The organism is Bacillus mycoides (genome assembly GCF_001757995.1).
GTDB lineage: Bacteria > Bacillota > Bacilli > Bacillales > Bacillaceae_G > Bacillus_A > Bacillus_A mycoides_B.
Map to the genome: position 1 here is coordinate 25,777 of NZ_LXLV01000004.1, position 24,374 is coordinate 50,150.

Sequence of the window (24,374 nt, forward strand, 5' to 3'; positions counted from 1 at the left end):
AAGCCTTGATCTTATTTTTTAAGATCAAGGCTTTTTGTGTTTTAAGAAGAGGAAAGGGAGTAATGGGAAAGATACGTTAACAAAACAAAGTAAATTTATGTGTTTAGGAGGTTATTGAAGTGTATGTTGTTAAAAAACTATCAGTTATGGTGTTTACACTATGGATTATTACAACAGTAACATTTTTGATTATGCACATTATTCCGGGGGATCCATTTTCATCGGATGCAAAGATCTTTCCGGCGGAAGTTGTGCAGAATATGAGAGCGAAGTATCACCTTGATGAACCGTTATGGAATCAATATGTTGCTTATTTAGACGGTGTAGTTCATTTTGATTTTGGTGAATCCGTTCAATCGACGGGGCAAGGCGTATCAGAAATTATAACGACAGGATTTGGTCCATCAGCAGTTATTGGTCTACAAGCACTTGTTATTTCATTGTTAGTCGGGATTGCTGCAGGTACATTTGCAGCTCTCTATCACGGGAGAGTAATTGATTATGGTGTGAGTTTACTTGCGATTCTCGGCATATCTATTCCAAGTTTTATTTTAGCGCCACTATTTATACAAGTATTTGCTATACAATTTGAACTTTTACCAGTAGCGTCTTGGGGTACATTCGAACATACGGTATTGCCATCCTTTGCATTAGCATTAGGGCCAATCGCGGTTATTACAAGGTTTGTACGCTCTAATATGATTGAAGTTTTGCAGAGTGATTATATTAAATTAGCAAGAGCGAAAGGTATACCAATTAAGAAGATTATTATAAGGCATGCCCTTCGAAATGCAATTGTTCCAGTGCTTACATTTGTTGGGCCGTTAATGGCTGGGCTTTTAACAGGGACGTTCATTATTGAAAAGATTTTTGCAATTCCTGGTCTCGGAAAATATTTTGTAGATAGTATTTTTAACCGGGATTATCCGGTCATTATGGGAACAACAATTTTCTATAGTGCCTTATTAATTTCTTGTATTTTGATTACAGATATTATTCACCGTATTGTTGATCCGCGTATTCGTTCTATTACATAAGGAGGGGGGATATTTAAATGGGAGCTTATGAAATCAATAAACAGCTATTAACGAATGAAGAGAAAAAAGAATTAACGATAAATAAAGAACAGCAAACGATTAGCCGAAAAAAAGAAGTGTTTCGTAAGTTTGTATCAAATCCAATCGCAGTTCTAGGAACGGTGACATTATTACTCATTATTATTTTTTCTCTTATCGGTGAAAGTTTAACTCCTTTTACCGCGAGTGAACAAGTAAAAGAGGCGACAAATTTACCTCCTAGTAGTGAGCATTGGTTTGGAACGGATGATTTAGGTCGGGATATTTGGGCACGTACTTGGGCTGGTGGGAAAATTTCATTAGTAGTTGGATTAGTAGCGGCCGTTCTTGATATAGGACTTGGTGTACTGATCGGAGGATTTAGTGGATATGTGAGAGGGCGTAATCGCCTTGGAACGTTAATTGATGAGTGGATTGTACGAGGGATTGAAGTATTATACGGTATTCCATATTTATTAATTGTTATTTTACTACTAATCATTATGAAACCAGGACTTTTTACAATTATTATTGCTCTTGCATTAACAGGTTGGATTGGTATGGCACGTCTCGTTAGGGCGCAAGTCTTATCTTTAAAGCAAAGAGAATTTGTTATTGCAGCAGAGCGATTAGGTACATCGCATATGAAGATTATATACGGACATATCATTCCGAACTTAACAGGCATTATTATTGTCAATTTATCATTTACAATTCCAGCAGCTATTTTCTCAGAATCATTTTTAAGCTTTATCGGACTCGGGGTTCAATCACCAGCAGCGAGCTGGGGGACGATGACAAATGATGCGCTCGGGACATTATTAAGCGGGGAATGGTGGCAACTCTTCTTTCCATCGCTGATGATTGCGCTCATCATGTTCGCATTTAATGCAATTGGTGATGGTTTGCAAGATGCAATTGATCCAAAAATCGTAAAACGGAATCGAAAGGAGAAAAAACATGGGACAGCTCTTATCTTTAGAAAACGTAACGTTGGCCGTTGAAAAAGAGAATAGTAAGCAAGCGATTGTGAAGCATGTTTCCTTTTCTATTAACGAAGCTGAAATCGTTGCACTTGTAGGAGAAAGTGGTTCAGGAAAAAGTGTTACAGCACAATCCATTGTCGGACTAAATCAAGAGTCGATTCAAATCGATGATGGAAGTATCTCTTTCCAATCTCAAGGATTAACGAATTTACAAGAATCAGAATGGAATCAAATTCGAGGGAGAGACATTTCGTTTATCTTCCAAGACCCCTTGTCCGCTTTAAATCCGACGATGAAAGTAGGAAGGCAAATTACAGAAGTAATTTTGCAACATGAGAAAAAGTCGAAAAGAGAAGCAAAAGAAATTGCGATTAATTTATTAACAGATTTAGGGATACATGAAGCAGAGAAACGTTTTGAACAGTACCCACATCAATTAAGCGGAGGTATGAGGCAACGTATTTGTTTAGCGATTGCATTTGCTTGTCATCCAAAGCTCGTTATTGCAGATGAGCCTACAACTGCATTAGATGTAACGATTCAAAAGCAAATTATGGAGTTGCTCAAAGCGAGAAAGGAAAAACAAAACACGAGTATTTTATTAATTACACACGATTTGGCGCTTGTACGTGAAGTAGCTGACCGGGTAGTAGTTATGTACGGAGGACGTGTTGTTGAAAAAGGAACGATACAAGAAGTGATAGGTTCACCTAAGCACCCGTATACGAAAAGTTTATTGCAAGCTATTCCGAATATGGATGATTCCGAAAAGGTACTTAGGGCCATTGAGGGAACAACGCCATCAATTGAAACGTTAAATAGCTTTGGGTGCCCATTTGTAAATAGGTGCCCAGTAGCAATAAAAGAATGCATTCATCGTTTCCCTGATAGAACATCATATTCTGGGGAACACAGTTCACATTGTTGGCAACATGTTCTAGAGCATAACGAAGTGAAATCAAAAGAGAAGGTGAATGCCTCATGACGACAGACTTAATTACTGTAAAGCAAGTAACGAAAACGTATGGAAGTAAAAATAAAGAAATCGTAGCGTTAAAAGATATATCACTTTCTATCCCGAAAGGAACAACGCTTGGCATTATTGGAGAAAGTGGTTCAGGAAAGACAACACTTGGTAAGCTCATAGCTGGGATCGAGAGCCCAACGTCTGGTGAAATTGATTATAACGGTCAAGTTGTTCACAAGTTGAAGTCAGCTTATAAGCGGGATTTCTTGCAGAAAGTACAGTTCATTTTTCAAGATTCAACAGCTGCATTAAATCCGCGCTGGAAGGTGCGCGATATCGTAACGGAAGGATATATTTCATTCGGTTTAGGCGATAAAAGTTTGAAAGATAAAGTGGCAGGTGATGCATTAGAGCGTGTTGGATTAGATAGACGATATATTGATCGTTATCCACACGAATTTAGCGGAGGACAACGTCAACGTATCGCTATTGCAAGGGCGTTATTATGTGAGCCAGAAGTATTAATCCTTGATGAACCAATTTCAGCATTAGATGTTTCACTTCAAATCCAAATTGTGCACTTGCTGCAAAAGATTCAAAAGGAACAAGACTATACATATTTATTTATCGCGCATGATTTACCGATGGTTCACTATTTATGTGAAAAAGTGGCCGTCTTATATAAAGGAGAACTTGTTGAATTTGGAAATACGGACGAAGTGTTCCGTAATCCACAACATTCTTATACAAAAACATTATTAGCATCAACACCAAAAATTTCAGGTTAAAGGGGAATGTAAGATGAAGAAGTTTTTATTATTTGTCATTATGGCCGTATTAGCAATTACTTCTGTCGCTTGCGGTAAGAAAGATACTTCAAAAGCAAGTGCTAGTAAAGGAGACCGTTTTGTAACGAATCTTGGTAGTGATCCTTATACGCTAGATTCAGCAATTTCAACAGATAATAACTCTAATTATGTAATTGAGCACTTATTTGCAACTTTGTATAGACAGACAAGTGATGGGAAATTTGAAAAGGATTTAGTAGAGAAAGAGGAAGCTGGGGCAGATGGAAAAGAGTATACATTCTATTTGAAAAAAGGATTAAAATGGTCTGATGGTTCCCTGTTAACAGCAAAAGATTTTGAATTTGCTTGGAAGAGAATATTAAATCCTAAAACCGGTTCTATGAATGCAACAGAACTATATTTCATTAAAGGTGGAGAAGCATTTAATACAGGGAAAGGTGCAGAAGATGCAGTAGGAATTCAAGCGGTAGATGATGTAACTCTAAAGCTACAATTTGAACATCCGGTGACGTCTATTAAACGAACATTATCTCAGTCGTTATATATTCCACTTAATAAAAAATCTATTGATGAAAAAGGTAAACTAAAAGTAGATCCAAAAGAATTAATTACAAATGGTCCTTTTACATTGAAAGAATGGAAGCATAATCAAGCGATTATTTTAGAAAAAAATAAAGAGTTTCATGATAAAAAAGTAGCATCAAAAGAAATTGAATTCCGTATTATCCCTGAAGGTAAAACAGCGTATCAATTATATAAATCTGGAGAATTAGATTTACTATCTCACATACCAACAGATTTAGTTGAAAAGGAACAGAATAATAAAGAGTTTAAAAAAATGCAAGACTACTCAACTCATATTTACTCATTTAATTCAGAAAAGCCACCATTTACAAATGCGAAAATTCGTAAAGCTTTTGCAATAGCTGTAGATCGCAAGTTTATTGTAGAGAAAATATTAAAGAATAATGCCAAAGAAGCATATGGCTTTGTACCAGAAGGAGCAAAAACCGAAAGTGGTCGCGACTTCCGTAAAGAGAAAGGTGACTATTTTAAATATGATCCTGCAGTAGCTAAGACGTTATTAGAAGAAGGAATGAAAGAAGAAGGATGGACTACTCTTCCAGAAGTGACAGTGAAATATTCAGATAAGAAGAAAATAGCTGAAACACTTCAAGAAATGTTTAAGAAAAATCTTGGTGTAGATGTAAAAATAGAAGGTAAAGAGTGGAAAAGTTATATTGATATGTATAAACAAAGTGACTTCCAAATCGCATATATGGGATGGGGAGGATCTACATTAGATCCAGCTGCTCAATTAGAAATTTATGCAGGGGATGGACCAAATAACTATGTAAAATGGTTTAATAAAGACTTTGATAATTTAATTAATCAAGCAAAATTAGAACAAGATGAAAATAAACGCTTTGACCTATTACATCAAGCAGAAGATATTATGTTTACAGAATATCCTTTAATCCCACTTGTATTCCCAACAGATTCTTATTTACAAAAATCATCTGTATCTGGATTAGAATACTACGTAGGATCTCAACCAAGCTTACGATATGCTAAAAAATAAAATAAAGAAGTAGGCAATCGCCTACTTCTTTATTTTATTTCTCTTTTATATTCTTTTTTCGTTCCATCAGAGAATACAACTTCTAAATCGAATTTTTGATAGTCTTTATCAAGTTTGAATACATTTACTACTTGATCAATTACTTCTTGATCTGGTGTGTTTTTATCAAATTTTAATTCTTGTAGAAGAGGGCTTAATTTTGTAATAGCCTCGTCGCCTGTGAACTTTACATCTGTTTTATGGTCTTCAATTTTTGCTTCCATTTTCTTATCCGCTGCTACATTTTTATAATCAGCTTCGTAGTCTTTCTTCGTATCTTGATAGTCTGCTTTTAAATCAAATTCATTAAAGTTTAGTTTTAAATCTGCAGGAGCCTCATTTTTTGCTTCTTCAGTTGTCTTTTTATTAGAAGTTGCATCTTCTTTTGCAGGAGCTTTACATCCTGTTAATGCAGGTACTAGCATAAGAGCTAATAAAGCTGATAGTAAAATTCTCATCATAAATTCCTCCTTAAGGTAACTTTGTTCTATACAAGTTTTTCCCAATTTCATGTAATTATGTATAAACCTAATAAATTATTTCCTTAAGGGGGACACATGCTTATTAATTAAATTGAAAGTAATTTGTATGTATATGGGGATGTTTAAAAAATATCTTTGCGCTTTCTTATCATTAACACAAATAAGCATCACTGTATTTGGAAATACAGTGATGCTTTCTAAAACATATCAAACAATCGGTGAATTATTTCCCGCAACATATGCAACGGATGGTTATTACACAATAATATTTGGCGGAGTTGGTTTAGAGAAAAATATTATTTCATTATTACTTATTATACTAGTTACACAATTAGTAGCGGGAATTACTCTAGTTATAAAAGGAATGGTAAAGGGAAGAAGTTCTGTAGTTAAAGAAGTATAAAATAAAAAAGGTATCCTTCGTGTGGATACCTTTTTTACTAGGTTTTGTTATTTTGCAACTTCTGTCCATTTGTAGTTAAATTCACCGCCGAAGTCAGTTGTTACAAGACCTTTAATAAATCCGCGTTGTAAGTAAGAGCGACCTTGTTGGTATAAAGGAGCGACAGCGCCATCTTGTAATAAGATTTTTTCAGCTTGCTTCATTGCTTCCCAGCGTGCTTTTTCATCACCAGCTAAATCAGTTTTTACTTTACGAATAAGCTCGTCGTACTCTTTGTTAGAGTATTTATCGAAGTTATAAGCACTATCTGTAGTAAATAAATCTAAGAATGTAATAGGATCCGCGAAGTCAGGACCCCAGCCATCGATTCCGATTTCGTAATCACCACTTAATAGTAGTTTTAACTGTTGTTTACGTGGTTGCGGTTTTAAATTCACTGTTAATCCATCTAGATTCTGTTCTAATTCACCTTTTAAATATTCACCAGTTTTCTTAGCTAAAGCATTATCACTTGTTAATAGTTCAATTGTTACTTTGTCAGTACCAAGTTCTTGTTTCGCTTTTTTCCAGTTTTCTTTTGCAGATTTCACATCATCTTTTATTAGATTTCCATTCTCTTTACGGAAGTCATTACCGTCTGGACTTTTTGCGAATTTCGCAGGAACCATTCCTTCTGCTGGGATTGCACCGTTATTTAAAATTGTTTCTACGTACGCTTTTTTATTCATTGCTCCGTTAATAGCAAGGCGTGCATGTTGATTTTTTAATACTGCATTTTTCTGATTTAGTCGTAAGAATTGGATACCGACTTCAGCGCGTTCCTTGAAGTTTGGATCGTTCTTATACTTATCAACAAACTCCGCAGTTAAAGCAACACGATCAATTTGTCCTGAATCATATAAGTTAACTTCTGTAGACTTATCTTTAACGACATTGAAGTTGATTTCTTCTAGTTTTACAGTTTTAGCATCCCAATATTTAGGGTTCTTCTTCAATTGGAAACTTTGTTCATGTTTCCAGTTATCTAATGTGAAAGCGCCGTTGTAAATTAAATGATTTGTTTCTAAACCGTATTTATCACCTTGAGATTTTAAGTAATCTTCATTAATTGGTAAGAATGTTGAGAATGTCGTTAAGCTTAAGAAGTAGGGAACAGGACGGTCTAGTTGTACTTCTAAAGTTTTGTCATCAAGAGCTTTGACGCCTAGTTGATCAACCGGTAATTGTTTTTGATTTATTTGTTTCGCATTCTGTATGTCGAAGAATAAGAATGCATATTCAGCTGCTGTATCAGGATTTACGGCACGTTGCCAAGCGAAGACGAAGTCCTTTGCTGTAACAGGAGTACCGTTTGACCATTTTGAATCACGCAGGTGGAATGTATATTTTGTTTTATCGGGACTAACGTCAACCGACTCAGCAACACCAGGAATCGGTTTATTATCTTCTCCCATTGCATATAAACCTTCAAAAACATTTCGCATTACATTCATGGATTCCCCGTCCGTTGCTTTTGCAACATCCATTGTTGGAATTTCTGAAGCAAATGATAAGTTAATTGCCTGTTTATCAGGTATTTTATCGTTTGCTTTCGCTCCACTTGCATTATCTTTATTTCCCCGGCAAGCAGTTAGTAGTAGACTTGCCCCTAAAACAGATGCAACAACAGGTACAACCTTTTTCTTCATTTTTCTTTCCTCCCTAAATGTGTTGTTCGTAACGTCATAATGTCCATGTCTTGAAGTGTAGCTATAGAAGAGAAAACCTATTATGGATATGTGCATGTAGGTAGTCAGGTGTTCTATATGTATATACATGCTGAACTATAATCTGTCGTTATATGTTTCAGCGTAGTAGACATTATATTTTGATGGTTAAATATTTTGTTTCTTTGATTATTTAGAATATTAACACCAGAAAGAACTATATGTAAATAATAAAAATAGAGTGTTAATTTCTTGGAATAATATATTAAAAAAGTAGATTCACTCATATTAAGGAATCTACTTTTAATATATTTTGCCAAAAAAACAATGGGAGTTGGTGGAAACACGATGATTAAAGTTGTATTTTATCCCGCATTAACGGGCAGTAAGATCCCCACCTCAAAATGCAGTGAAAGCAAAGAAGTTAGGTGGGGGATCAACTGCCCGTAAAAGCCCGATTGGTGAGGGCTGATAATCAGTGGGGGATGAAGCCCCCCTACTGATTAAAGTTTCACTTTATTTTTCAATTTTCGCCCACTTGAAGTTTAATTGACCTGCAAAGTCTACTTGCACAATGCCTTTCACATAAGATCGCTCTAAATAAGATTCGCCTTTTTGGTAAAGAGGAGCGATAACAGAGTCTTTAAATAATATTTTCTCTGATGCTAGTAATGCATCAAAGCGGGCTTTTTCATCACCAGCCAAAGTAGTTTTCACTTTTTCTATTGTTTCATCGAACTCTTTATTCGAGTAATGATCTAAGTTGTAAGGATTATTCGTTGTAAACAATTCAAGGAATGTAATTGGATCAGCAAAGTCAGGACTCCAACCGTCAATTCCAATTTCGTAGTCACCTTTTAATAAGAGTGAAACTTGTTGCTTACGCGGTTGAGGTTTTATATTTACTGTTAATCCCTCTAAATTCTTTTCTAATTGTCCTTTTAAGAATTCACCAGTTTTCTTCTCAAGGTCACCGTCACTTGTTAATAATTCTAATGTTATCTTTTCAGAACCAAGTTCTTTTTTTGCTTTTTTCCATAATTCTTGTGCAGCCTTTGTATCAACTTTTGTTAAATCGCCGTTTACAGCACGGAAGTCTTTTCCATCAGATCCCTTTGCAAAGTTTTTTGGTATGAGACCGTAAGTTGGTGTAGATCCATCATTTAATAGCGTATTTACAAAGGATTTTCTATCGATTGTTTGATCAATTGCTTGGCGTGCAGAAACGTTTTGAAGTACTTTGTTTTGTTGGTTCATACGTAAAAATTGTACGCCTACGTTCGGGTGTTCTTTAAAGTTAGCATCTTTTTTATATTTATCAACGAAGTCAGATGTTAGTTTTATACGGTCTAATTGTTTAGATTCGAATAAATTTACTTCTGTTGATTTTTCTTTTACAACGTTAAAATTAATTTCTTCCAGTTTGACATTATCTTTATCCCAATAGGTAGGGTTTTTCTTGAATTTAAAGCTTTGTTCGTGCTTCCAATCGCTTAGTGTAAAAGCCCCGTTGTACAAAATTGTATTATCTTCTAAAGCGTACTTATCGCCTTGTGCTTTAAAGAATTCTTCGTTAATTGGTAGAAATGTTGGGAACGCTGTTAAGCTAATAAAGTACGGAACAGGACGCTCTAATTCTACTTCAAACGTATGGTCATCAACTGCTTTTACACCAAGTTGATCGGCTGGAATTTCTTTATTGTTAATTTTTGTGGCATTTTTAATATCAAAGAATAAAAATGCATATTCAGAGGCTGTTGCTGGGTCAACAGCTCTTTGCCAAGCGAAGACGAAATCTTTTGCTGTAACAGGAGTACCGTTTGACCATTTTGAATCTCGTAAATGGAATGTGTATTTCGTTTTATCGCCACTTACTTCATGAGATTTTGCAACGCCAGGGACAGGTTTATTACCTTCACCAAGGTTATACAAACCTTCAAATACGTTTCTCATTACTTGACCAGAATCAGTATCTGTAGCACGAGCTGTATCCATTGTTCGTATTTCAGTAGGTGAAGATAAGTTTAAAACCTGTTTACTAGGTGCCTCGTCTTTTGCATTTGCTCCGCTCGCTTCGTTTTTATAACTACCGCAACCAGTTAATAAAATACTTACTCCTACAACTGATGCGATACCGGGTACAAACTTCTTTTTCATTTGATTTTCCTCCTAAATAATTAATAAGTTTGGATGATGATGAGGGAAATGAAAAATAAAAATTCCCTCTTTTCGGATTGAGAAAGAGGGAATTTTACGTACAAGTTATGCACCCGTATATAAACGAAGTCCCTCATTCTATCTTTCAAGCATAAAGCTTGCAGGAAGTGGCACAGTATTCAAAATGAACCTGCTGCCGAGGTTTCAAAGGGCCAGTCCCTCCACCTCTCTTGATACAATGAGTAAACGAATAAATTTTATTAATTTTTGTGTTTCTTTGATAATTCAAAATCTTACACCTTAGATAATGAAGTGTCAATCGAATGAAATATAGTTTAAATTTTCAGTTTTATTGAACAAGAAAAACCACTGCATATGGCAGTGGTTTTTCTACTAGAAGTTAAAGTTATCTGGATCTGGACCGACGCGATGATTTTCATTTAAAGCTTGAATTGCTTTCATGTCATCAGCACTTAATTCAAAATCAAAGATATTTGCATTTTCAATAATGCGATGTTCTTTAATAGATTTAGGGATTGTTACAACTTCGTTTTGTAAATCCCAGCGTAAAATAATTTGTGCAGTCGATTTATTATATTTTGTAGCGATTTCTTGTAATGTTGGATTATCCAGTAGTTGCCCTTGCATTAATGGTGACCAAGCTTCAAGCTGGATGTTATGTTCTTTACAGAAAGTGTGTAATTCTTCTTGTGCTAAGCGTGGATGGTATTCCACTTGGTTAACCATTGGCTTAATTTCAGCGATTTCAAATACGTCTTGTAAATGGTGAATATGGAAATTACTCACACCGATAGCACGAACACGGCCATCTTTATAAAGCTTCTCTAGTGCTTTCCATGATTCAGTATACTTTCCTTTGACAGGCCAATGTACTAGGTATAAATCTAAATATTCTAGACCTAATTTTTCTAATGTAGTTTCAAATGCTTGAAGTGTTGATTCGTAACCTTGATCGCTATTCCATACTTTTGAAGTGATGAATAACTCTTCACGGGGAATAGTAGATTCGCGGATTGCTTGACCGACGCCTTCTTCATTTTTATAGATTGCAGCTGTATCGATGCTACGGTACCCATTTTTAATAGCTGCTTTTACAGAATCAATTACTTCTGAACCATCTTCTACTTTAAAAACACCTAAACCGAACCAAGGCATTTTCACGCCGTTATGTAATGTTGTGTAGTCGTTTAAACTTGTTAAAGTCATATTAATTCCCCCTAGCTTTTTTATTGGTTGCTTCAATTGCTTGTTGAATGACTTCCGAAAAATTATTTTCATATAGAACTTTTAAACCTTCAGCCGTTGAACCTCCTGGTGTTGTTACTTGTTCGCGGAGCATAGCTGGATCCTGATTTTGCTGGAGCATAGCGGCAGAGCCAGCAATCATTTGGATGACAAGGTGTTTTGCTGTTTCCTCATCAATTCCATAGCTTTTCGTTGCTTCAATTAAACCTTCAGCAAAGTGATAGAGAAAAGCAGGTGCACTACCAGTAACTGCGGTAAGTTGGTGAACTTCCTCTTCGGTACAAAACTGCGAGGTACCGATACCCTTTAAAAGAAGTTGTAACGTTTCATGATGTCTTTCATTTACGGAATGTCCCGTCGTATATAAGGAGATAGACTTTCCAATTCCAGCAGCTGTATTTGGCATAATCCAAGCAACAGGCGTCCCTTGGGGAAGTCTTTCTTCTAGATAAGATGGTCCGATTCCGGCAGCAACTGTCACGACAAATTGATCAGTTAGAAGAGGGGATAGATCCGCTAATAGCTGTTCATGTGCAACAGGCGGCATTGCTAAAACAATTGTATCTACAGATTTAATATGTTGCTTCCAATCCGTTGTAATGGATACATTGTATCGCCCTTGTAATTGTTCTAGCTTTTCTACGTTGCTTCGATTGGAAACAATAATTTCTTCGATGTATTCTTTACTCGTTGTAAGTAGTCCAGCGAATATAGCTTCTGCCATACGTCCGGCACCAATAAATAGAATTCGATGTTTATTAGGCATATCCTTTATTCCTTTCTGATGAGAATATGTTATAAAAAACGATACCATTTCCAAGAGAATTTTGTAAAAAGAAAAGACTTATAGTAAGTGGAATGGATAATGAGGGGATTTTCAAGTAAGGGAATTTATGGTAAAAGAGAGGGCTATTCCTTATACTGTTGATAGGGAGTTTATTACACATCTGGGGAGAGATAAATATGGTCAGAAGTCCACTTTTTTTACTCATTTCTAGTATTATTTGCATATTGATAGGGTTTTATATTCAATCAAGTTATATTGAAATTTTTGCATCGGTTATAGGTATTATTAATGTTTGGTTACTAGCAAGGGAAAAGGTATCCAACTTTTTATTTGGGATGATTACAGTTGCGGTATTTCTGTATATTTTCATCACACAAGGCTTATACGCAATGGCAGTATTAGCAGTCTTTCAATTCATATTTAATGTATATGGTTGGTATTACTGGATTGCGCGTAGTGGAGAGGAAGAGGTAAAACCGACAGTGCGCTTAGATTTGAAAGGGTGGACTATTTATATACTTTTTATTTTAGTAGCTTGGATTGGTTGGGGATATTATCAAGTCCGTTATTTAGAATCAACAAGTCCATATTTAGATGCTTTAAACGCTGTATTAGGACTAGTAGCTCAATTTATGCTAAGTCGAAAAATCCTAGAAAATTGGCATTTATGGATTTTGTATAACATAGTTAGCATTGTGATTTATATTTCAACTGGCTTATACGTCATGCTAATATTAGCTATTATTAATCTGTTTCTATGCGTAGATGGTTTGCTAGAGTGGAAGAAAAACTATAAAGAGCGAGAATGTGTAAAAAATTATATTTAGAAAACAATTATAATCGAAAAACCCCTGAAGCATATATGCCTCAGGGGTTTGTTAATAGAATATAAGCTTATGCTTTCGTCATACCAAGCAATACAGCACCGCCGATAATTAAAACACTACCTAGTGCAATAAAGATCAATTGACGTTTTGTTTTCTTTTCACCTAAGAAGACAATCGCACCGAATGTTGAGATAACGATTCCAGTTTGAGATAATGGGAAGCTTGTTGCTACTCCGACACGTGGTAGTGAAAGAAGTAAGAATAAGTTTCCTGTTCCCCATAGTAAACCAGATAAAGCATTACGAATTGCATATTTGTTAAATGGTTTATGTTTAGATGTCAGTACAACCGCACCAACGAACATACCAACTGCCTGTGGTAAAATAGCAGACCAACCATCAATGTTATACCAACGAATAATAATTACATATACAAGATAGCCGAAAGTAGAAACAATTAAAGTAAGAAGTCCCTTTTTCAATTGTCCTGGTGGCTGTGCATTTTCTTTATCATCTAATGATGTGAATACTACACCAACTACGATTAATAGGATTGCAATCGTTCCCAGAACAATCGTTGTAGTAGTAGTCCACTCACGAAAAGCGATAACTCCAAAGATAGAAGTTGCAACAAGCTGCATACCAGTAGAAATAGTTACAGTAGTTGAAACACCTAGTTTTTCAACTGTTTTTAATTGGTTTACTTGTCCTAAAGCCCAGAATAAACCTGAAATAAAGCCAACAATCAAGACTGTCATTGTTAAAGTTGGTTGAGTAAATACATACATAATTGTTGCGAAGAATAGAGCGCCGATTGTCATACCTACCGTTTGGCTATATGCACCACCGCCCATTTTTACGCTTACTAATAAGATGTTTCCCCATGCGATTGCAGGAAGAAGCGCTAATAAAATGTCCATTACAAGACTCCCTTCGGTTTTCTATACCAATATAATTACATATCGTTCTAACGATCGGTAATTCCCCACTAATAGAGTAGAAGATTACCGATCGCTAAAACAGGATGAAGAACTTACGATATAAATGCGTTTTCATTTCTTCATTTTTTGAAACACCTCCATATAATAACAGGAAATTGCCTATTTTAGAAAGTAAATTCAAATAGAATGTATATTTAAATAAAAAATAAGATTCAGTTATTTTTCAGCGGTATATTTTATTTCTTAGGAAATAAAGAAGCAGCTTTTGTCGAAAGCTGCTTTAAGAAGTGGTAATTCGTTTATTAATGAGTTGAATACATAATAAAAATAGAAGTGACATGCTAATGGTTATGATGACAAGAGTCCAAGCGAGTTGCATATTACTTGCATCAATAGCCATATAAATCGCCGTTGGAATCGTTTGTGTTTTGCCAGGTATATTTCCTGCAAACATTAAAGTAGCACCAAATTCACCGAGCGCGCGAACAAAGCTTAAAATCATACCGCTAAGTAGTGCCGGAAATGCAAGCGGTAGTGTAACGTGTAGAAAAACTTGATATTCACTTGCACCAAGGTCGCGTGCGCCATCTTCAATTTGCACATTTGCGATAGAAAATCCTGTTTTTGCTGATTGATACATAAGTGGAAATGCAACGACTGTAGAAGCAATGATAGCAGCAGTTGATGTAAACATAATGGACTGCTGAAATAATGATTCGATCCACTTTCCAATGGGACTGTTATTTCCGAAAATGATAATGAGGAAAAAGCCAATAACAGTTGGGGGAAGCACCATTGGTAATAAGAAAATAGTTTCTAGTAGTACTTTATATCGCCACGAGGAGCGTGCTAACGCCCGTCCAATAATCGTTCCCAAAATCGTAACGATAACAGTGGCGCAAGCAGCTACTCGCAAAGATAGAAAGACAGGTGACAAAATGGTATCAAAGCTCATAGCAATTATGGCAGGATTGTAAATCCATATTTCTTAAAGATAGATTGTGCATCTTTTGATTGCAAATACTCATAGAATAAAGTCGCCTCTTTCTTATGCTTAGATTCCTTTATAACGCCTAAAGGATAGTGGATTGGCTCATGAGAAGTAGCCGCCGCCGTCTCTCCAATTTTTACTTTGTCTGAAATGAGAGCATCTGTTTTGTATACAATACCAGCATCGACATTACCTGTTTCTACATATGTTAACACTTGGCGAACATCTTTTGTAAATACGATTTTGTTTTGAATGTCATTCCAAAGATTTTCATGTGAGAGAGAAGCTTTTGCATATTTTCCTGCAGGTACAGATTCAGGTGTACCAAGTGCGATTTTCTTGATTTTCTCATCCTTTAAATCTTGAAATTTTGTAAGAGAACTATCTTTTGGGACGACTAGAACTAGTTCATTTCCAAGAAGATTTTTTCCTTCTTTTTCATTAATGAATCCTTTTTTAACAAGAGTTTGGAATTTATCTTCTGCTGCAGAGAAGAATAAATCAGCAGGCGCACCTTGTTCAATTTGTTGTTGAAGTGCACCAGAAGCACCGAAATTAAAGGAAAGTTTAATATTAGGCTCTTTCTCTTTATATTGTTTTTCAATTTCTTTTAATGCATCTTGTAAGCTAGCAGCAGCTGATATAGTCAGTTCGACTGTTTTTCTCTCTTTAGCAGCTGACTTTTCTTTCTTTTCCCCGCTTGTACAAGCAGCACTAAATATAAGAAGAAAAGAAAGTATAAGTGCCCCGATGGATCGTAATGTGAATTTGTTCATAAAAAAATCCCCTTTCGTTTTGACATATTCAATTATAACTAAATATAACTAATTATAACTAGTTATAATTGAATATAATTTGAACGATGTAGTTGTTTTTAAAAAATAGGAGAAATATTCTTTTCTTTGTTACAATGAAGGAAGAAAGTGAGGAATCGTCTATGGATCATCATTCCTACACAACGGAAGAAGTAGCGAAGCGATTAAAGGTATCAAAATTAACTGTATATGACTTGATTAAAAAGGGAGAACTTCCTTCTTATAGAGTTGGTAGACAGATGCGTATTGATGCAACTGATTTAGAACAATATATAAAGCAAATGAAAACGGGAAAGGTGCAAGTTACTCCTATAAAGAAGACTGAAAATAGTATTTCGAGTACATGCATCATTAGCGGTCAAGAACTAACGTTAGATATGTTGGCAAAGCATATAGAAAATCGATTGCCAAATTCTAATATATTAAGAGCGTATCAAGGTAGTTTAACGAGTTTAGTGAAGATGTACCAAGGAGAAGGAAGTGTGGTTAGTTTACACTTATTTGATGGTGAAACGGGTACATATAATGTTCCTTACGTAAAGCGTATTTTAGTTGGACAACCATGTATTATGATGAATTTATTGGAAAGAAATGTGGGTTTTTATGTCCAAAAAGGAAATCCCAAGAAAATAAATACATGGGCTGACATATCTCAATCCTCTATAAAGTTTATAAATCGAGAAAAAGGTTCTGGTATTAGGGTGCTAGTGGATGAACAATTAAGAATTCAAAAGTTAAATAAAGAACATATTAGTGGATATGACTGGGAAGAATCAAATCATCTTGGTGTTGCTTCGCAAGTTGCGAATGGAAAAGCTGATGTTGGGATAGGGTCAGAAAAGGTTTCGCAAATTGTAAATGTAGACTTTATTCCAATAATGAAAGAGCAGTATGATTTAGTGATTTTGAAGAATAAAGAAAATGAGGAGCTTATCGAAGTTATGAAAGAAATTCTGCAATCGGAAGAATTTCATAATGAATTAAAAGCGATTGGCGGATATGATATTACGAAAACAGGCCAAATTATATATGAAACAAACTAAAAAGCTGCTTGTCTATAAGACGAGCAGCTTTTTCTATATATAAAGGGGTTTGGGGAAACGAATTGTTAAACAAGACTTTGAGCAAGTGTGTAAATGAAAGCTGTAAGAAGAGTCGCTCCACTTGCAAGTCCGATAAAGTCTGATTTATTGAAAGTAATGTTGTTCATAATAATCTCTCCTTATTTGTTTAATGTAGTCGCAACTGCTTTTGCATCGATAAGTGTGGATAGCACCATGCCCATTGTATTTAAAAATTTATTTGATTTCATTTTGTTCATCATGCGTATCCGCTCCTTTTCGAATTGTTGTTGCCCTGCTTTATGTCTTAATTATATGAAATATGATCGCCTGCAACTATCGAATTAGCTTACGGAAGACTTACACTTTTGTAAGAATGTCCTTCAAAGCATATTGATATGATGATGCTCTTCAATTGTTTTTAAAAAGCTACGCATTGAATTCGTCATATAGCTATCTTTACGGCGTATGAAAACCGTTGAAATACTACCATATTTTTCAGGGATTGCATGGCAATGTACTTTACCTGCCTTGGAAAGATGCTGGACGGCGGACTGCGGTACGAGTGTAATCCCAAGGCCGAGTGCAACACTGTTTAGTATTGTTTCTAATATATTAAATTCCATAATTCTTTTTGGCAGCAAACCTTCATCTTTAAGCCAACGTTCTAGCTTGGAGCGGTATCCACATCCTTGATTAAAAACGAGTAGGGGCGTCGTAGTGAATTCTTCTATATGAAAAGCTTTATTTTGTGTAACAAGCATTAATTTTTCGGTACTAACATCGTATTGTTCAATTAATGGATGTTTAATAGGACCTGATATAAATGCACCATCTAATTGGTGATCGATTACTTCTCTAATAAGTTCTTCTGTTAGACCAGCTTGTAATGATAGATCGACATTTGGATAGCTCTTATAGTAAGAAGACAAAATGGTCGGCAATGTGCTTACTGTTTCGACTGTACCAATTTTTAATATACCAGATGGTGTTTCGCTATCTAAAAACACTTGTTTTAGCTCTTCAACATCTTGCAAAATTTTATGAACATAAACGAGCATTTTTCTACCTTCAGCTGTTAAAGTCATGCCTCGTTTATGACGATAAAAGAGCGGTGTTTTCAGCTCGTTTTCTAATTGTTTAATACGTACGGTTACATTTGATTGTACGTAATTCAATTCCTTTGCTGCGCCGCTTACACTACCACGGTCGGCAACGCTTTGGAAGATTTGTAAGTCTCGTAATTCCATTTTATGCTCCTCCTTGATGTTAACTATCATTATAAATGATAGTTAACATCATTTTGAATCATTTTACGTGATATATTTTTTCTTTTACAATTCTCTTTGTGCAAATAGAAAGAAGTGGGGGATTGCGGTGAGAAGAAGTCAAATGATAATAGGTGCGTTGGCATGTTTAATTGCAAGTATGTCATGGGGAGCAATGTTTCCTGTTGCTGATCATGCACTAGAATACATAGATCCATTTTATTTTTCACTTATTCGCTATGGAGCGGTAGCAATAGTGCTGATGGTATTATTGTTAATGAAAGAAGGAAAGAAAGCATTTCGTTTAGAAGGAAGAGGAAAGTTACTCGTCTTTTTTGGAACGATGGCGTTTACCGTATATAATGTATTAATTTTTCTAGGGCAAATGTTAATGGGAAAATCAGGTGTAATGGTAGCTTCTATTATGGAGGCGCTTATGCCGATGATTTCCATTTGTATTCTATGGGGATATAAACATATAAAACCGAAAAAGTATATGATAACGAGCATGTGTATTGCTTTTGTAGGAGCTGTGTTTGTTATTACGAAAGGTGACATGAGTTTCTTTTTAACATTGAAAGATAACATGTTTTCACTAGCATTTATATTTGTTGGTGTTGTAGGCTGGGTTATTTATACGATGGGTGGTCAAACATGTAGCGATTGGTCAACATTACGTTATTCTACGTTGACATGTGTATTTGGTACAACTGTCACAGGGATTATAACTGTAATCATTACGTCACTTGGATATGTATCAGTTCCAAGCGTGGGAACGATTTCTATTGTGAAATATGATTTGTTATTTATGATGACATTACCAGGTATCGTAGCACTACTTGCTTGGAACTACGGTGTGAAAATCTTATCATCAATTAATGGTATTTTATTTATTAACTTTGTGCCAATTACTACTTTAGTTATTATGATGATGCAAGGGTATAAAATAACAACGTTTGATATTGTAGGAACATTATTTGTTATTGCAGCGCTTATTCGTAATAATGTTTGTCAGAGAAAAGAAGAAAATGTAAATAAACAAATTTTACAAGAAAAGCAATTGCGTCAAGCTGTTTAATAGGCAACTGGAGGATTTTATATGTTAGAAAGTTTATTGTTTTTCTTTGCTGCTGGAGTTGCCTGCGAGCTTGCAGCAATTAATCGAAACGGTCGTAAGAATATAAAACAACAAGCTGAACTGATACAGCTTTTAAAAGAATTGAAGGAAAGAAAAAATTAAAAAGACGACCGGGCATAGACGGTCGTCTTTTTCTATATAAAGGGGAAAGGGGACACAAAGTTATATAAGCGTAGCAGCGTAAATGAAAGCAGTAAGAAGAATCGAGCCGCTAGCTAGTCCTAAAAAATCTAATTTGTTAAAAGTCATGTTATTCATAATACATTCTCCTTACTTGTTTAATGTAGAAGCAACAGCTTTTGCATCGATAAGAGCGGAAAATACCATGCCCATTGTATTTAAGAAATTGTTCGTTTTCATTTTGTTCATCATATTTATCCGCTCCTTTTCAAATGGTTGTTGTTTCTTTCTGACTTAATTGTATGAAATATTGCAAGAAGTAACTATCGAATTAGCTTACAAGAAAATTACACTTTTGTAAGAATTGAAATTTAACAATAAATACTTATTTTTATTACCAACTCCTAAAACTTAGTGTTATAATCGTTGTAAGAAAATGATTATACTTCGGATATTCAGAAAGGAACGAAACAAATGTATAAAACAATTACATTTTCGTTGAAATATATATTTAAAATGGCTGGGAAGGTAGAAGTACAAGGGAGAGAAAAATTACCAGAAGGTGGCCCTTACGTTGTTGCGTGCACGCATACAAGTTTTATGGATGTTTTAATGTTAGCAGCAGGAATGTATCCAACCCAAATTCATTACATGGCAAAAAAAGAATTGTTTGAAGGGAAATTTAAAAATTGGTTTTTTAAAAATGTAAATGCGTTCCCTGTAGACCGTGCAAATCCGGGGCCAAGTACATTGAAAATTCCATCACGCTTATTAAAAGAAGGAAAAGTAGTAGGGATTTTTCCAAGTGGAACGAGATCATCAGAAGACGTTTCATTAAAAGCTGGTGCTGTTACAATTGCAATGCGTTCTAACGTTCCGTTAATACCGGCAGCTTATGTTGGGCCATCAAGTGTAAAAGAATTAATAAAAGGGAAAAAGGCACGATTGATTTTTGGAGATCCGATTCAAATTGATGCTGGAGAACAAGTAGACCGAAAAACGGCTATGAAAATGATGACAGATGAATTAAATGCAAAGTTTGAAGAACTAAAGGAAGTTTTGCAGCCAAATCAAAACTAAAAAAGACGACCGGGCATAGACGGTCGTCTTTTTCTATATCAAGGGGAAAGGGGACACAAAGTTATATAAGCGTAGTGGCGTAAATGAAAGTAGTAAGAAGAACCCCGCCGCTAGCTAGTCCTAAAAAATCTAATTTGTTAAAAGTCATGTCATTCATTATAAATTCTCCTTACTTGTTTAATGTAGAAGCAACAGCTTTTGCATCGATAAGAGCGGAAAATACCATGCCCATTGTATTTAAGAAATTGTTCGTTTTCATTTTGTTCATCATATAGATCCGCTCCTTTTCGAATAGTTGTTGCCTTGTTTCTGACTTAATTGTATGAAATATTGAGGAGAGTCACTATCGAATTAGTTTACAGGAAAATTACACTTTTGTAAGAAAAACGAATGAAAGTGTAATGACGAGAAGATTTGACATATGTTCATGTGATTTATTAAGTTAAAAGTAGAGGTGAGTGTATGGCTAATATTAAAGATATTGCAAAGATGGCGGGATTTTCAGTTACGACTGTTTCAAGAGTGTTAAATGATCATCCATACGTAAGTGAAGAAAAAAGGAAAGTTGTTTTAGAAATAGTTGAGAAATTAAATTACTCACAAAATGCAAATGCTGTTCATTTATCAAAAGGGAAAACGAATATTGTTGGTGTGATTTTACCGTATATTAATCATCCGTGTTTTGATGCGATGGTAGGTGGAATGATGGAGGTGGCGTTAGCTCATAATTACAGGGTGCTACTTTGCCAAACGAATTACAATAAAAAAGAAGAAATGAAAAGTTTACATATGCTAAAAACAAAACAATTGGACGGTCTTATTATTTGTTCTCGTGCGAATGATTGGGAAACGATCGAGCCCTATGCTTCCTATGGGACAATTGTTGCTTGTGAAGATAATGATATTTCAAATATTTCAAGTGTATATACAAATCATTCAGCAGCTTTTCAATTAGGAATGAATTATCTTATTGAAAAAAGTTATAAAAAAATCGGTTATTGTACGGGAAGAAAGTTAGGGCCCAGTAGTCAAAAGCGTTTTGCTGTTTATAAACAGCAATTGCAATCCATAGATGAAGAAGTTAATGAAGAATGGATTTTTACAGAATGTTTTACATTAGAAGATGGTGTGAGAGTGGCTCATAAGTTAAAGGAGATGAAGAGTCAGCCTGAAGCATTAATAGTGGCAGGAGATGAAGTTGCTATTGGGGTCATGACAGAAGTTGGAAAATTAGGTATTAAAGTTCCTGAGGATTTAGCGATTATTGGTTTTGATAATCAACCGATTTCTCAAGTTTTACAACTTACAACCATTGACCAAAATTTAAAGGGAATAGGTAAGACGGCTTTTGAAATGTTTTACAGGCAAGTAAGTGATGAGGGTTCTAAACAAGAAAAGATGGAAATTCCGTATAAACTTGTGGAACGCTCTACAGTTTAGCCTTAATCCGTTATGTGTATAATCGCATAACGGATTATTTTTTTGAAATGTCTTTGACAGGAAACGCGTTTCATACTTTATAAATGATTTATACCGGTATGTAATAATCCATGGATTCTTTTCGAGTGTTAAAACAATGAATAGAATTTGGGGGAATATGTGTGAATGAACTTTTATCGAGTATGAAAAAATATGTAGAGGATGACGAAAAGATTTTAGCCTTTGTGGTAGGGATATTTGAGAAGGATAATTTTACGCTATGTTATCAACATGGAATTTTTGCTGCCACTACTAGACGTCTCCTTTTTTACGGGAAATTTCCGTACTATCCCGCAACATTTAAAGATTACTCATATTTGCATATAGATGACATAGATTTCCGTCCGTGTTTCGAGTTTACTTGTAATCATGAAACCGTTAGAGCTAAGTATATTCAGAAAGGGAATGTGGAGCAATTTGTTCGTGCAGTTAGAGCAAATATGAATAATTAATCACCCCTTTGTTTAAACATAATATCATGGTCATTATGAGAAAGAATGCGTAATAAAAACCACTTCTAAACCTCTACGTGATAGTGATACAATGTCAAATGGGGGGAGGTATGAACTATGGTTAATCAACGTATTAAAGAAATAGCACTAATTACAATTGGTTCATTGTTATTCGCAATTGGTATTAACTACTTTGCAATTCCAAACCGTTTATCAGAAGGTGGAATTATTGGTTTAACGGTTGTTACTTACTATTTATTTGATTGGTCGCCAGGGGTTGTGAATTTTGCTATAAATGCAGTTTTACTGGCAATTGGTTATAAATTCTTTGATAAGAAAACGATGGTTTATACAATTATAGGTATTGTGGAAACATCTTTGTTTTTATATGTTACAGAGCACATTCAGTATCAGGTGAATGGTGATACATTACTAGCAGCTTTATTTGCTGGTGTATTTGTAGGTATCGGATTAGGATGTATGTTCAAAGCTGGAGGTACATCAGGAGGATCGGCAATTTTAGCTCGACTAGCAAATCAATATTTAGGTTGGAGCGTTGGAAAAGGCGTACTTATTATTGATATCGTTGTAATTGCTGGTTCTGTATTTATAATAGGACAAGAAAAGGCAATGTATACACTTGTTGCTGTATTCATCGGAGCGAAAGTGATTGATTTCATTGTAGAAGGAATGGATACAAAAACGGCTGTTACAATCATTTCAAATCAACCGGATTTAATACGTGAAACTATTACGAAAAACATGACACGCGGTGTCACTGTATTAGAAGGACGCGGCGGATATACTGGTAAAAATAAAGAAGTGTTATATGTTGTTATTAATAAACAAGAGCTTGTTAAGTTAAAGCAAGTTATTAGCCGAGTAGATGAAGATGCTTTCGTTGTTATTCACGATGTACGTGATGTACTTGGTGGTGGCTTTAAAGCGAGCTAAAAGGTGAACGAGTAAATTCGTTCGCTTTTTTTAATTCTTACAAAAATGTAAGTGTAATGTAATGAGATTCAATAGTAGATTTTATTCCTTCTTTTTAAAATGGATGTATAGATATCCTGCAAGGGAGGAAGATTTATTATGAAGAAAAAAATGATCACTACTATAATAGCGATGATAGTGATAGTAGTAATGTTACTGCCTACGAAACTTGGACCAGTTATCGATAAATATAATCCACTTTATAAGACGAAAGAATATTATACGGTTGTGAATACAATTGGTCAGCATATTGGTGATGAGTGGTATGAATATGAATTTATTGCATTTGACGAACGTGGAAGAGAGCAAAAAATAAAGAAGACTGTTAAGCATATGTTAAAGAGAGATGAAGCATTAAAGGTGTACGCAAAAGGACGCTACGGCGAGGCAATTGAAGAAATTGAAGCTGTAAATATTCCTATTAATGCGAAAAGTAAACTTTTAACGATGAGATAGCGAATTATACCCCTGCCTATTTTTTGTCGAAAATAAAAATACTAGGTAGGGGTATTTTGGAGTGCATGAAAAAGCCTTAGTCCATATGGACTAAGGCTCTTTTTATTATATAAAGGGGAAGGGGGTACATTGTAGTAGCGTGAGTGAAAGGTATAAGAAGAGTAGCTACTAGCAATGTAATTTGGTTATGTGAGTGTTCTTCTTATTTGGCTTACTTTCTAACTTTATTGTACGAGATGTAGGTAAGGGAAACTATCGAATTACATTACACATAGCTTACAAACATGTAAGCCTTCTGTAATGTAATTCGATAGTTAAAAGATAGTGAATTTCATATAGTGTAATTAGGAAGTCTCACTGTATTACTTTCTGTTTGTAATGTTAATGAAGAATGAAAAACCAACTACTTTTTAATAGCCCTCATCTGTATTTAGATGGGGCTCTTTTTGTAAACCTTACAACATTGTAAGGTTTACGTAAGTTAATTCGATAGTAATTTTGTCATATTTTTTGCA

27 protein-coding genes and 1 riboswitch are annotated in these 24,374 nt (G+C 35.0%); of the genes, 15 read left to right on the plus strand and 12 right to left on the minus strand.

The genetic code is table 11. From position 1 onward, the window contains the following. Nucleotides 1-119: 119 nt before the first annotated feature. From BWGOE10_RS00915 to BWGOE10_RS00935, 5 genes are read left to right on the plus strand one after another with little or no spacing between them, the layout of a single operon-like run. On the plus strand, nucleotides 120-1,037 hold the full coding sequence (locus BWGOE10_RS00915) for an ABC transporter permease (protein WP_070140564.1): 918 nt from the start codon (nucleotides 120-122) through the stop codon (nucleotides 1,035-1,037). A 17-nt stretch (nucleotides 1,038-1,054) separates the two neighbouring features. Next, nucleotides 1,055-2,059 carry an ABC transporter permease gene (locus tag BWGOE10_RS00920; RefSeq protein WP_070140565.1) on the plus strand — a complete coding sequence of 335 codons (1,005 nt, stop codon included), beginning with the start codon at nucleotides 1,055-1,057 and terminating at the stop codon, nucleotides 2,057-2,059. Further along, on the plus strand, nucleotides 2,016-3,026 hold the full coding sequence (locus BWGOE10_RS00925) for an ABC transporter ATP-binding protein (protein ID WP_070140566.1): 1,011 nt from the start codon (nucleotides 2,016-2,018) through the stop codon (nucleotides 3,024-3,026). The genes BWGOE10_RS00920 and BWGOE10_RS00925 overlap by 44 nt, the downstream gene beginning before the upstream one ends. Continuing rightward, nucleotides 3,023-3,796: an ABC transporter ATP-binding protein gene (locus BWGOE10_RS00930; RefSeq protein ID WP_070140567.1), complete on the plus strand. Its 774-nt coding sequence runs from the start codon at nucleotides 3,023-3,025 to the stop codon at nucleotides 3,794-3,796. Before BWGOE10_RS00925 ends, BWGOE10_RS00930 begins: the two co-directional genes overlap by 4 nt. Nucleotides 3,797-3,809: 13 nt before the next feature. Then, nucleotides 3,810-5,399, plus strand: a complete 1,590-nt coding sequence (locus tag BWGOE10_RS00935) for a peptide ABC transporter substrate-binding protein (protein ID WP_070140568.1) — start codon at nucleotides 3,810-3,812, stop codon at nucleotides 5,397-5,399. Between the two features lie 29 nt (nucleotides 5,400-5,428). On the opposite strand, the gene BWGOE10_RS00940 is transcribed toward BWGOE10_RS00935, so the two are convergent. After that, nucleotides 5,429-5,896, minus strand: coding sequence for a YusW family protein (locus BWGOE10_RS00940; RefSeq protein ID WP_070140569.1), 468 nt, complete (start codon nucleotides 5,894-5,896; stop codon nucleotides 5,429-5,431). A gap of 142 nt (nucleotides 5,897-6,038) precedes the next feature. On the opposite strand from BWGOE10_RS00940, the gene BWGOE10_RS00945 reads away from it, so the two are divergent. Further along, nucleotides 6,039-6,323: a hypothetical protein gene (locus BWGOE10_RS00945; RefSeq protein ID WP_070140613.1), complete on the plus strand. Its 285-nt coding sequence runs from the start codon at nucleotides 6,039-6,041 to the stop codon at nucleotides 6,321-6,323. Between the two features lie 47 nt (nucleotides 6,324-6,370). Here BWGOE10_RS00945 and BWGOE10_RS00950 read toward each other — a convergent pair whose 3' ends face one another. From BWGOE10_RS00950 to proC, 4 genes are all read right to left on the minus strand, one after another. After that, nucleotides 6,371-8,011 carry a peptide ABC transporter substrate-binding protein gene (locus tag BWGOE10_RS00950; RefSeq protein WP_070140570.1) on the minus strand — a complete coding sequence of 547 codons (1,641 nt, stop codon included), beginning with the start codon at nucleotides 8,009-8,011 and terminating at the stop codon, nucleotides 6,371-6,373. A gap of 534 nt (nucleotides 8,012-8,545) precedes the next feature. Beyond that, nucleotides 8,546-10,186 carry a peptide ABC transporter substrate-binding protein gene (locus BWGOE10_RS00955; RefSeq protein WP_070140571.1) on the minus strand — a complete coding sequence of 547 codons (1,641 nt, stop codon included), beginning with the start codon at nucleotides 10,184-10,186 and terminating at the stop codon, nucleotides 8,546-8,548. A 135-nt stretch (nucleotides 10,187-10,321) separates the two neighbouring features. Continuing rightward, nucleotides 10,322-10,426: riboswitch (SAM riboswitch) on the minus strand. A 153-nt stretch (nucleotides 10,427-10,579) separates the two neighbouring features. Next, nucleotides 10,580-11,413, minus strand: coding sequence for an aldo/keto reductase (locus tag BWGOE10_RS00960; protein ID WP_070140572.1), 834 nt, complete (start codon nucleotides 11,411-11,413; stop codon nucleotides 10,580-10,582). 1 nt (nucleotide 11,414) lies between these two features. Beyond that, nucleotides 11,415-12,218, minus strand: a complete 804-nt coding sequence (gene proC / locus BWGOE10_RS00965) for a pyrroline-5-carboxylate reductase (protein WP_070140573.1) — start codon at nucleotides 12,216-12,218, stop codon at nucleotides 11,415-11,417. A 197-nt stretch (nucleotides 12,219-12,415) separates the two neighbouring features. Here proC and pnuC point away from each other — a divergent pair, with 197 nt between their 5' ends. Then, nucleotides 12,416-13,066 carry a nicotinamide riboside transporter PnuC gene (gene pnuC / locus BWGOE10_RS00970; RefSeq protein WP_070140574.1) on the plus strand — a complete coding sequence of 217 codons (651 nt, stop codon included), beginning with the start codon at nucleotides 12,416-12,418 and terminating at the stop codon, nucleotides 13,064-13,066. Between the two features lie 67 nt (nucleotides 13,067-13,133). On the opposite strand, the gene BWGOE10_RS00975 is transcribed toward pnuC, so the two are convergent. The 3 genes from BWGOE10_RS00975 to modA form a co-directional block, all read right to left on the minus strand. Then, the gene (locus tag BWGOE10_RS00975; protein WP_070140575.1) at nucleotides 13,134-13,985 is read right to left on the minus strand and encodes a GRP family sugar transporter; all 852 of its coding nucleotides are present in this window, start codon (nucleotides 13,983-13,985) and stop codon (nucleotides 13,134-13,136) included. Nucleotides 13,986-14,286: 301 nt separating this feature from the next. Continuing rightward, on the minus strand, nucleotides 14,287-14,961 hold the full coding sequence (gene modB, locus BWGOE10_RS00980; protein ID WP_025151064.1) for a molybdate ABC transporter permease subunit: 675 nt from the start codon (nucleotides 14,959-14,961) through the stop codon (nucleotides 14,287-14,289). A gap of 5 nt (nucleotides 14,962-14,966) precedes the next feature. Further along, on the minus strand, nucleotides 14,967-15,773 hold the full coding sequence (gene modA / locus BWGOE10_RS00985) for a molybdate ABC transporter substrate-binding protein (RefSeq protein ID WP_070140576.1): 807 nt from the start codon (nucleotides 15,771-15,773) through the stop codon (nucleotides 14,967-14,969). 134 nt (nucleotides 15,774-15,907) lie between these two features. Between modA and BWGOE10_RS00990 the strand changes: the two genes are divergently transcribed. Beyond that, entirely contained in the window at nucleotides 15,908-16,855 is a 948-nt protein-coding gene (locus tag BWGOE10_RS00990) for a substrate-binding domain-containing protein (RefSeq protein WP_070140577.1), read from the plus strand. Nucleotides 16,856-16,920: 65 nt separating this feature from the next. Here BWGOE10_RS00990 and BWGOE10_RS00995 read toward each other — a convergent pair whose 3' ends face one another. Together BWGOE10_RS00995 and BWGOE10_RS01000 are read right to left on the minus strand one after the other, a co-directional pair. After that, on the minus strand, nucleotides 16,921-17,022 hold the full coding sequence (locus tag BWGOE10_RS00995) for a DUF3948 family protein (RefSeq protein WP_001060020.1): 102 nt from the start codon (nucleotides 17,020-17,022) through the stop codon (nucleotides 16,921-16,923). A gap of 234 nt (nucleotides 17,023-17,256) precedes the next feature. Continuing rightward, the gene (locus BWGOE10_RS01000; protein WP_070140578.1) at nucleotides 17,257-18,123 is read right to left on the minus strand and encodes a LysR family transcriptional regulator; all 867 of its coding nucleotides are present in this window, start codon (nucleotides 18,121-18,123) and stop codon (nucleotides 17,257-17,259) included. A 127-nt stretch (nucleotides 18,124-18,250) separates the two neighbouring features. Here BWGOE10_RS01000 and BWGOE10_RS01005 point away from each other — a divergent pair, with 127 nt between their 5' ends. Next, complete coding sequence (locus tag BWGOE10_RS01005; protein ID WP_070140579.1) at nucleotides 18,251-19,219, plus strand: DMT family transporter; 969 nt, start codon at nucleotides 18,251-18,253, stop codon at nucleotides 19,217-19,219. A gap of 21 nt (nucleotides 19,220-19,240) precedes the next feature. Continuing rightward, on the plus strand, nucleotides 19,241-19,381 hold the full coding sequence (locus BWGOE10_RS01010; RefSeq protein ID WP_002151322.1) for a YrzO family protein: 141 nt from the start codon (nucleotides 19,241-19,243) through the stop codon (nucleotides 19,379-19,381). A gap of 60 nt (nucleotides 19,382-19,441) precedes the next feature. On the opposite strand, the gene BWGOE10_RS32405 is transcribed toward BWGOE10_RS01010, so the two are convergent. Beyond that, nucleotides 19,442-19,537 (minus strand): DUF3948 family protein, encoded by a 96-nt coding sequence (locus tag BWGOE10_RS32405; RefSeq protein ID WP_002124767.1) that lies wholly within the window; start codon nucleotides 19,535-19,537, stop codon nucleotides 19,442-19,444. Nucleotides 19,538-19,873: 336 nt separating this feature from the next. On the opposite strand from BWGOE10_RS32405, the gene BWGOE10_RS01020 reads away from it, so the two are divergent. Further along, nucleotides 19,874-20,479: a lysophospholipid acyltransferase family protein gene (locus tag BWGOE10_RS01020; RefSeq protein WP_070140580.1), complete on the plus strand. Its 606-nt coding sequence runs from the start codon at nucleotides 19,874-19,876 to the stop codon at nucleotides 20,477-20,479. Nucleotides 20,480-20,540: 61 nt separating this feature from the next. On the opposite strand, the gene BWGOE10_RS32410 is transcribed toward BWGOE10_RS01020, so the two are convergent. Further along, nucleotides 20,541-20,636, minus strand: coding sequence for a DUF3948 family protein (locus BWGOE10_RS32410; protein ID WP_070140581.1), 96 nt, complete (start codon nucleotides 20,634-20,636; stop codon nucleotides 20,541-20,543). Between the two features lie 305 nt (nucleotides 20,637-20,941). Here BWGOE10_RS32410 and BWGOE10_RS01030 point away from each other — a divergent pair, with 305 nt between their 5' ends. The 4 genes from BWGOE10_RS01030 (at nucleotide 20,942) to BWGOE10_RS01045 (ending at nucleotide 23,859) form a co-directional block, all read left to right on the plus strand. Further along, nucleotides 20,942-21,919, plus strand: coding sequence for a LacI family DNA-binding transcriptional regulator (locus tag BWGOE10_RS01030; RefSeq protein WP_070140582.1), 978 nt, complete (start codon nucleotides 20,942-20,944; stop codon nucleotides 21,917-21,919). A gap of 161 nt (nucleotides 21,920-22,080) precedes the next feature. After that, nucleotides 22,081-22,410: a PH domain-containing protein gene (locus BWGOE10_RS01035; RefSeq protein ID WP_070140583.1), complete on the plus strand. Its 330-nt coding sequence runs from the start codon at nucleotides 22,081-22,083 to the stop codon at nucleotides 22,408-22,410. A 117-nt stretch (nucleotides 22,411-22,527) separates the two neighbouring features. Further along, nucleotides 22,528-23,364 (plus strand): YitT family protein, encoded by an 837-nt coding sequence (locus BWGOE10_RS01040; protein WP_070140584.1) that lies wholly within the window; start codon nucleotides 22,528-22,530, stop codon nucleotides 23,362-23,364. Nucleotides 23,365-23,502: 138 nt separating this feature from the next. Then, nucleotides 23,503-23,859 carry a YxeA family protein gene (locus BWGOE10_RS01045; RefSeq protein WP_048563001.1) on the plus strand — a complete coding sequence of 119 codons (357 nt, stop codon included), beginning with the start codon at nucleotides 23,503-23,505 and terminating at the stop codon, nucleotides 23,857-23,859. Nucleotides 23,860-24,374: the final 515 nt, after the last annotated feature.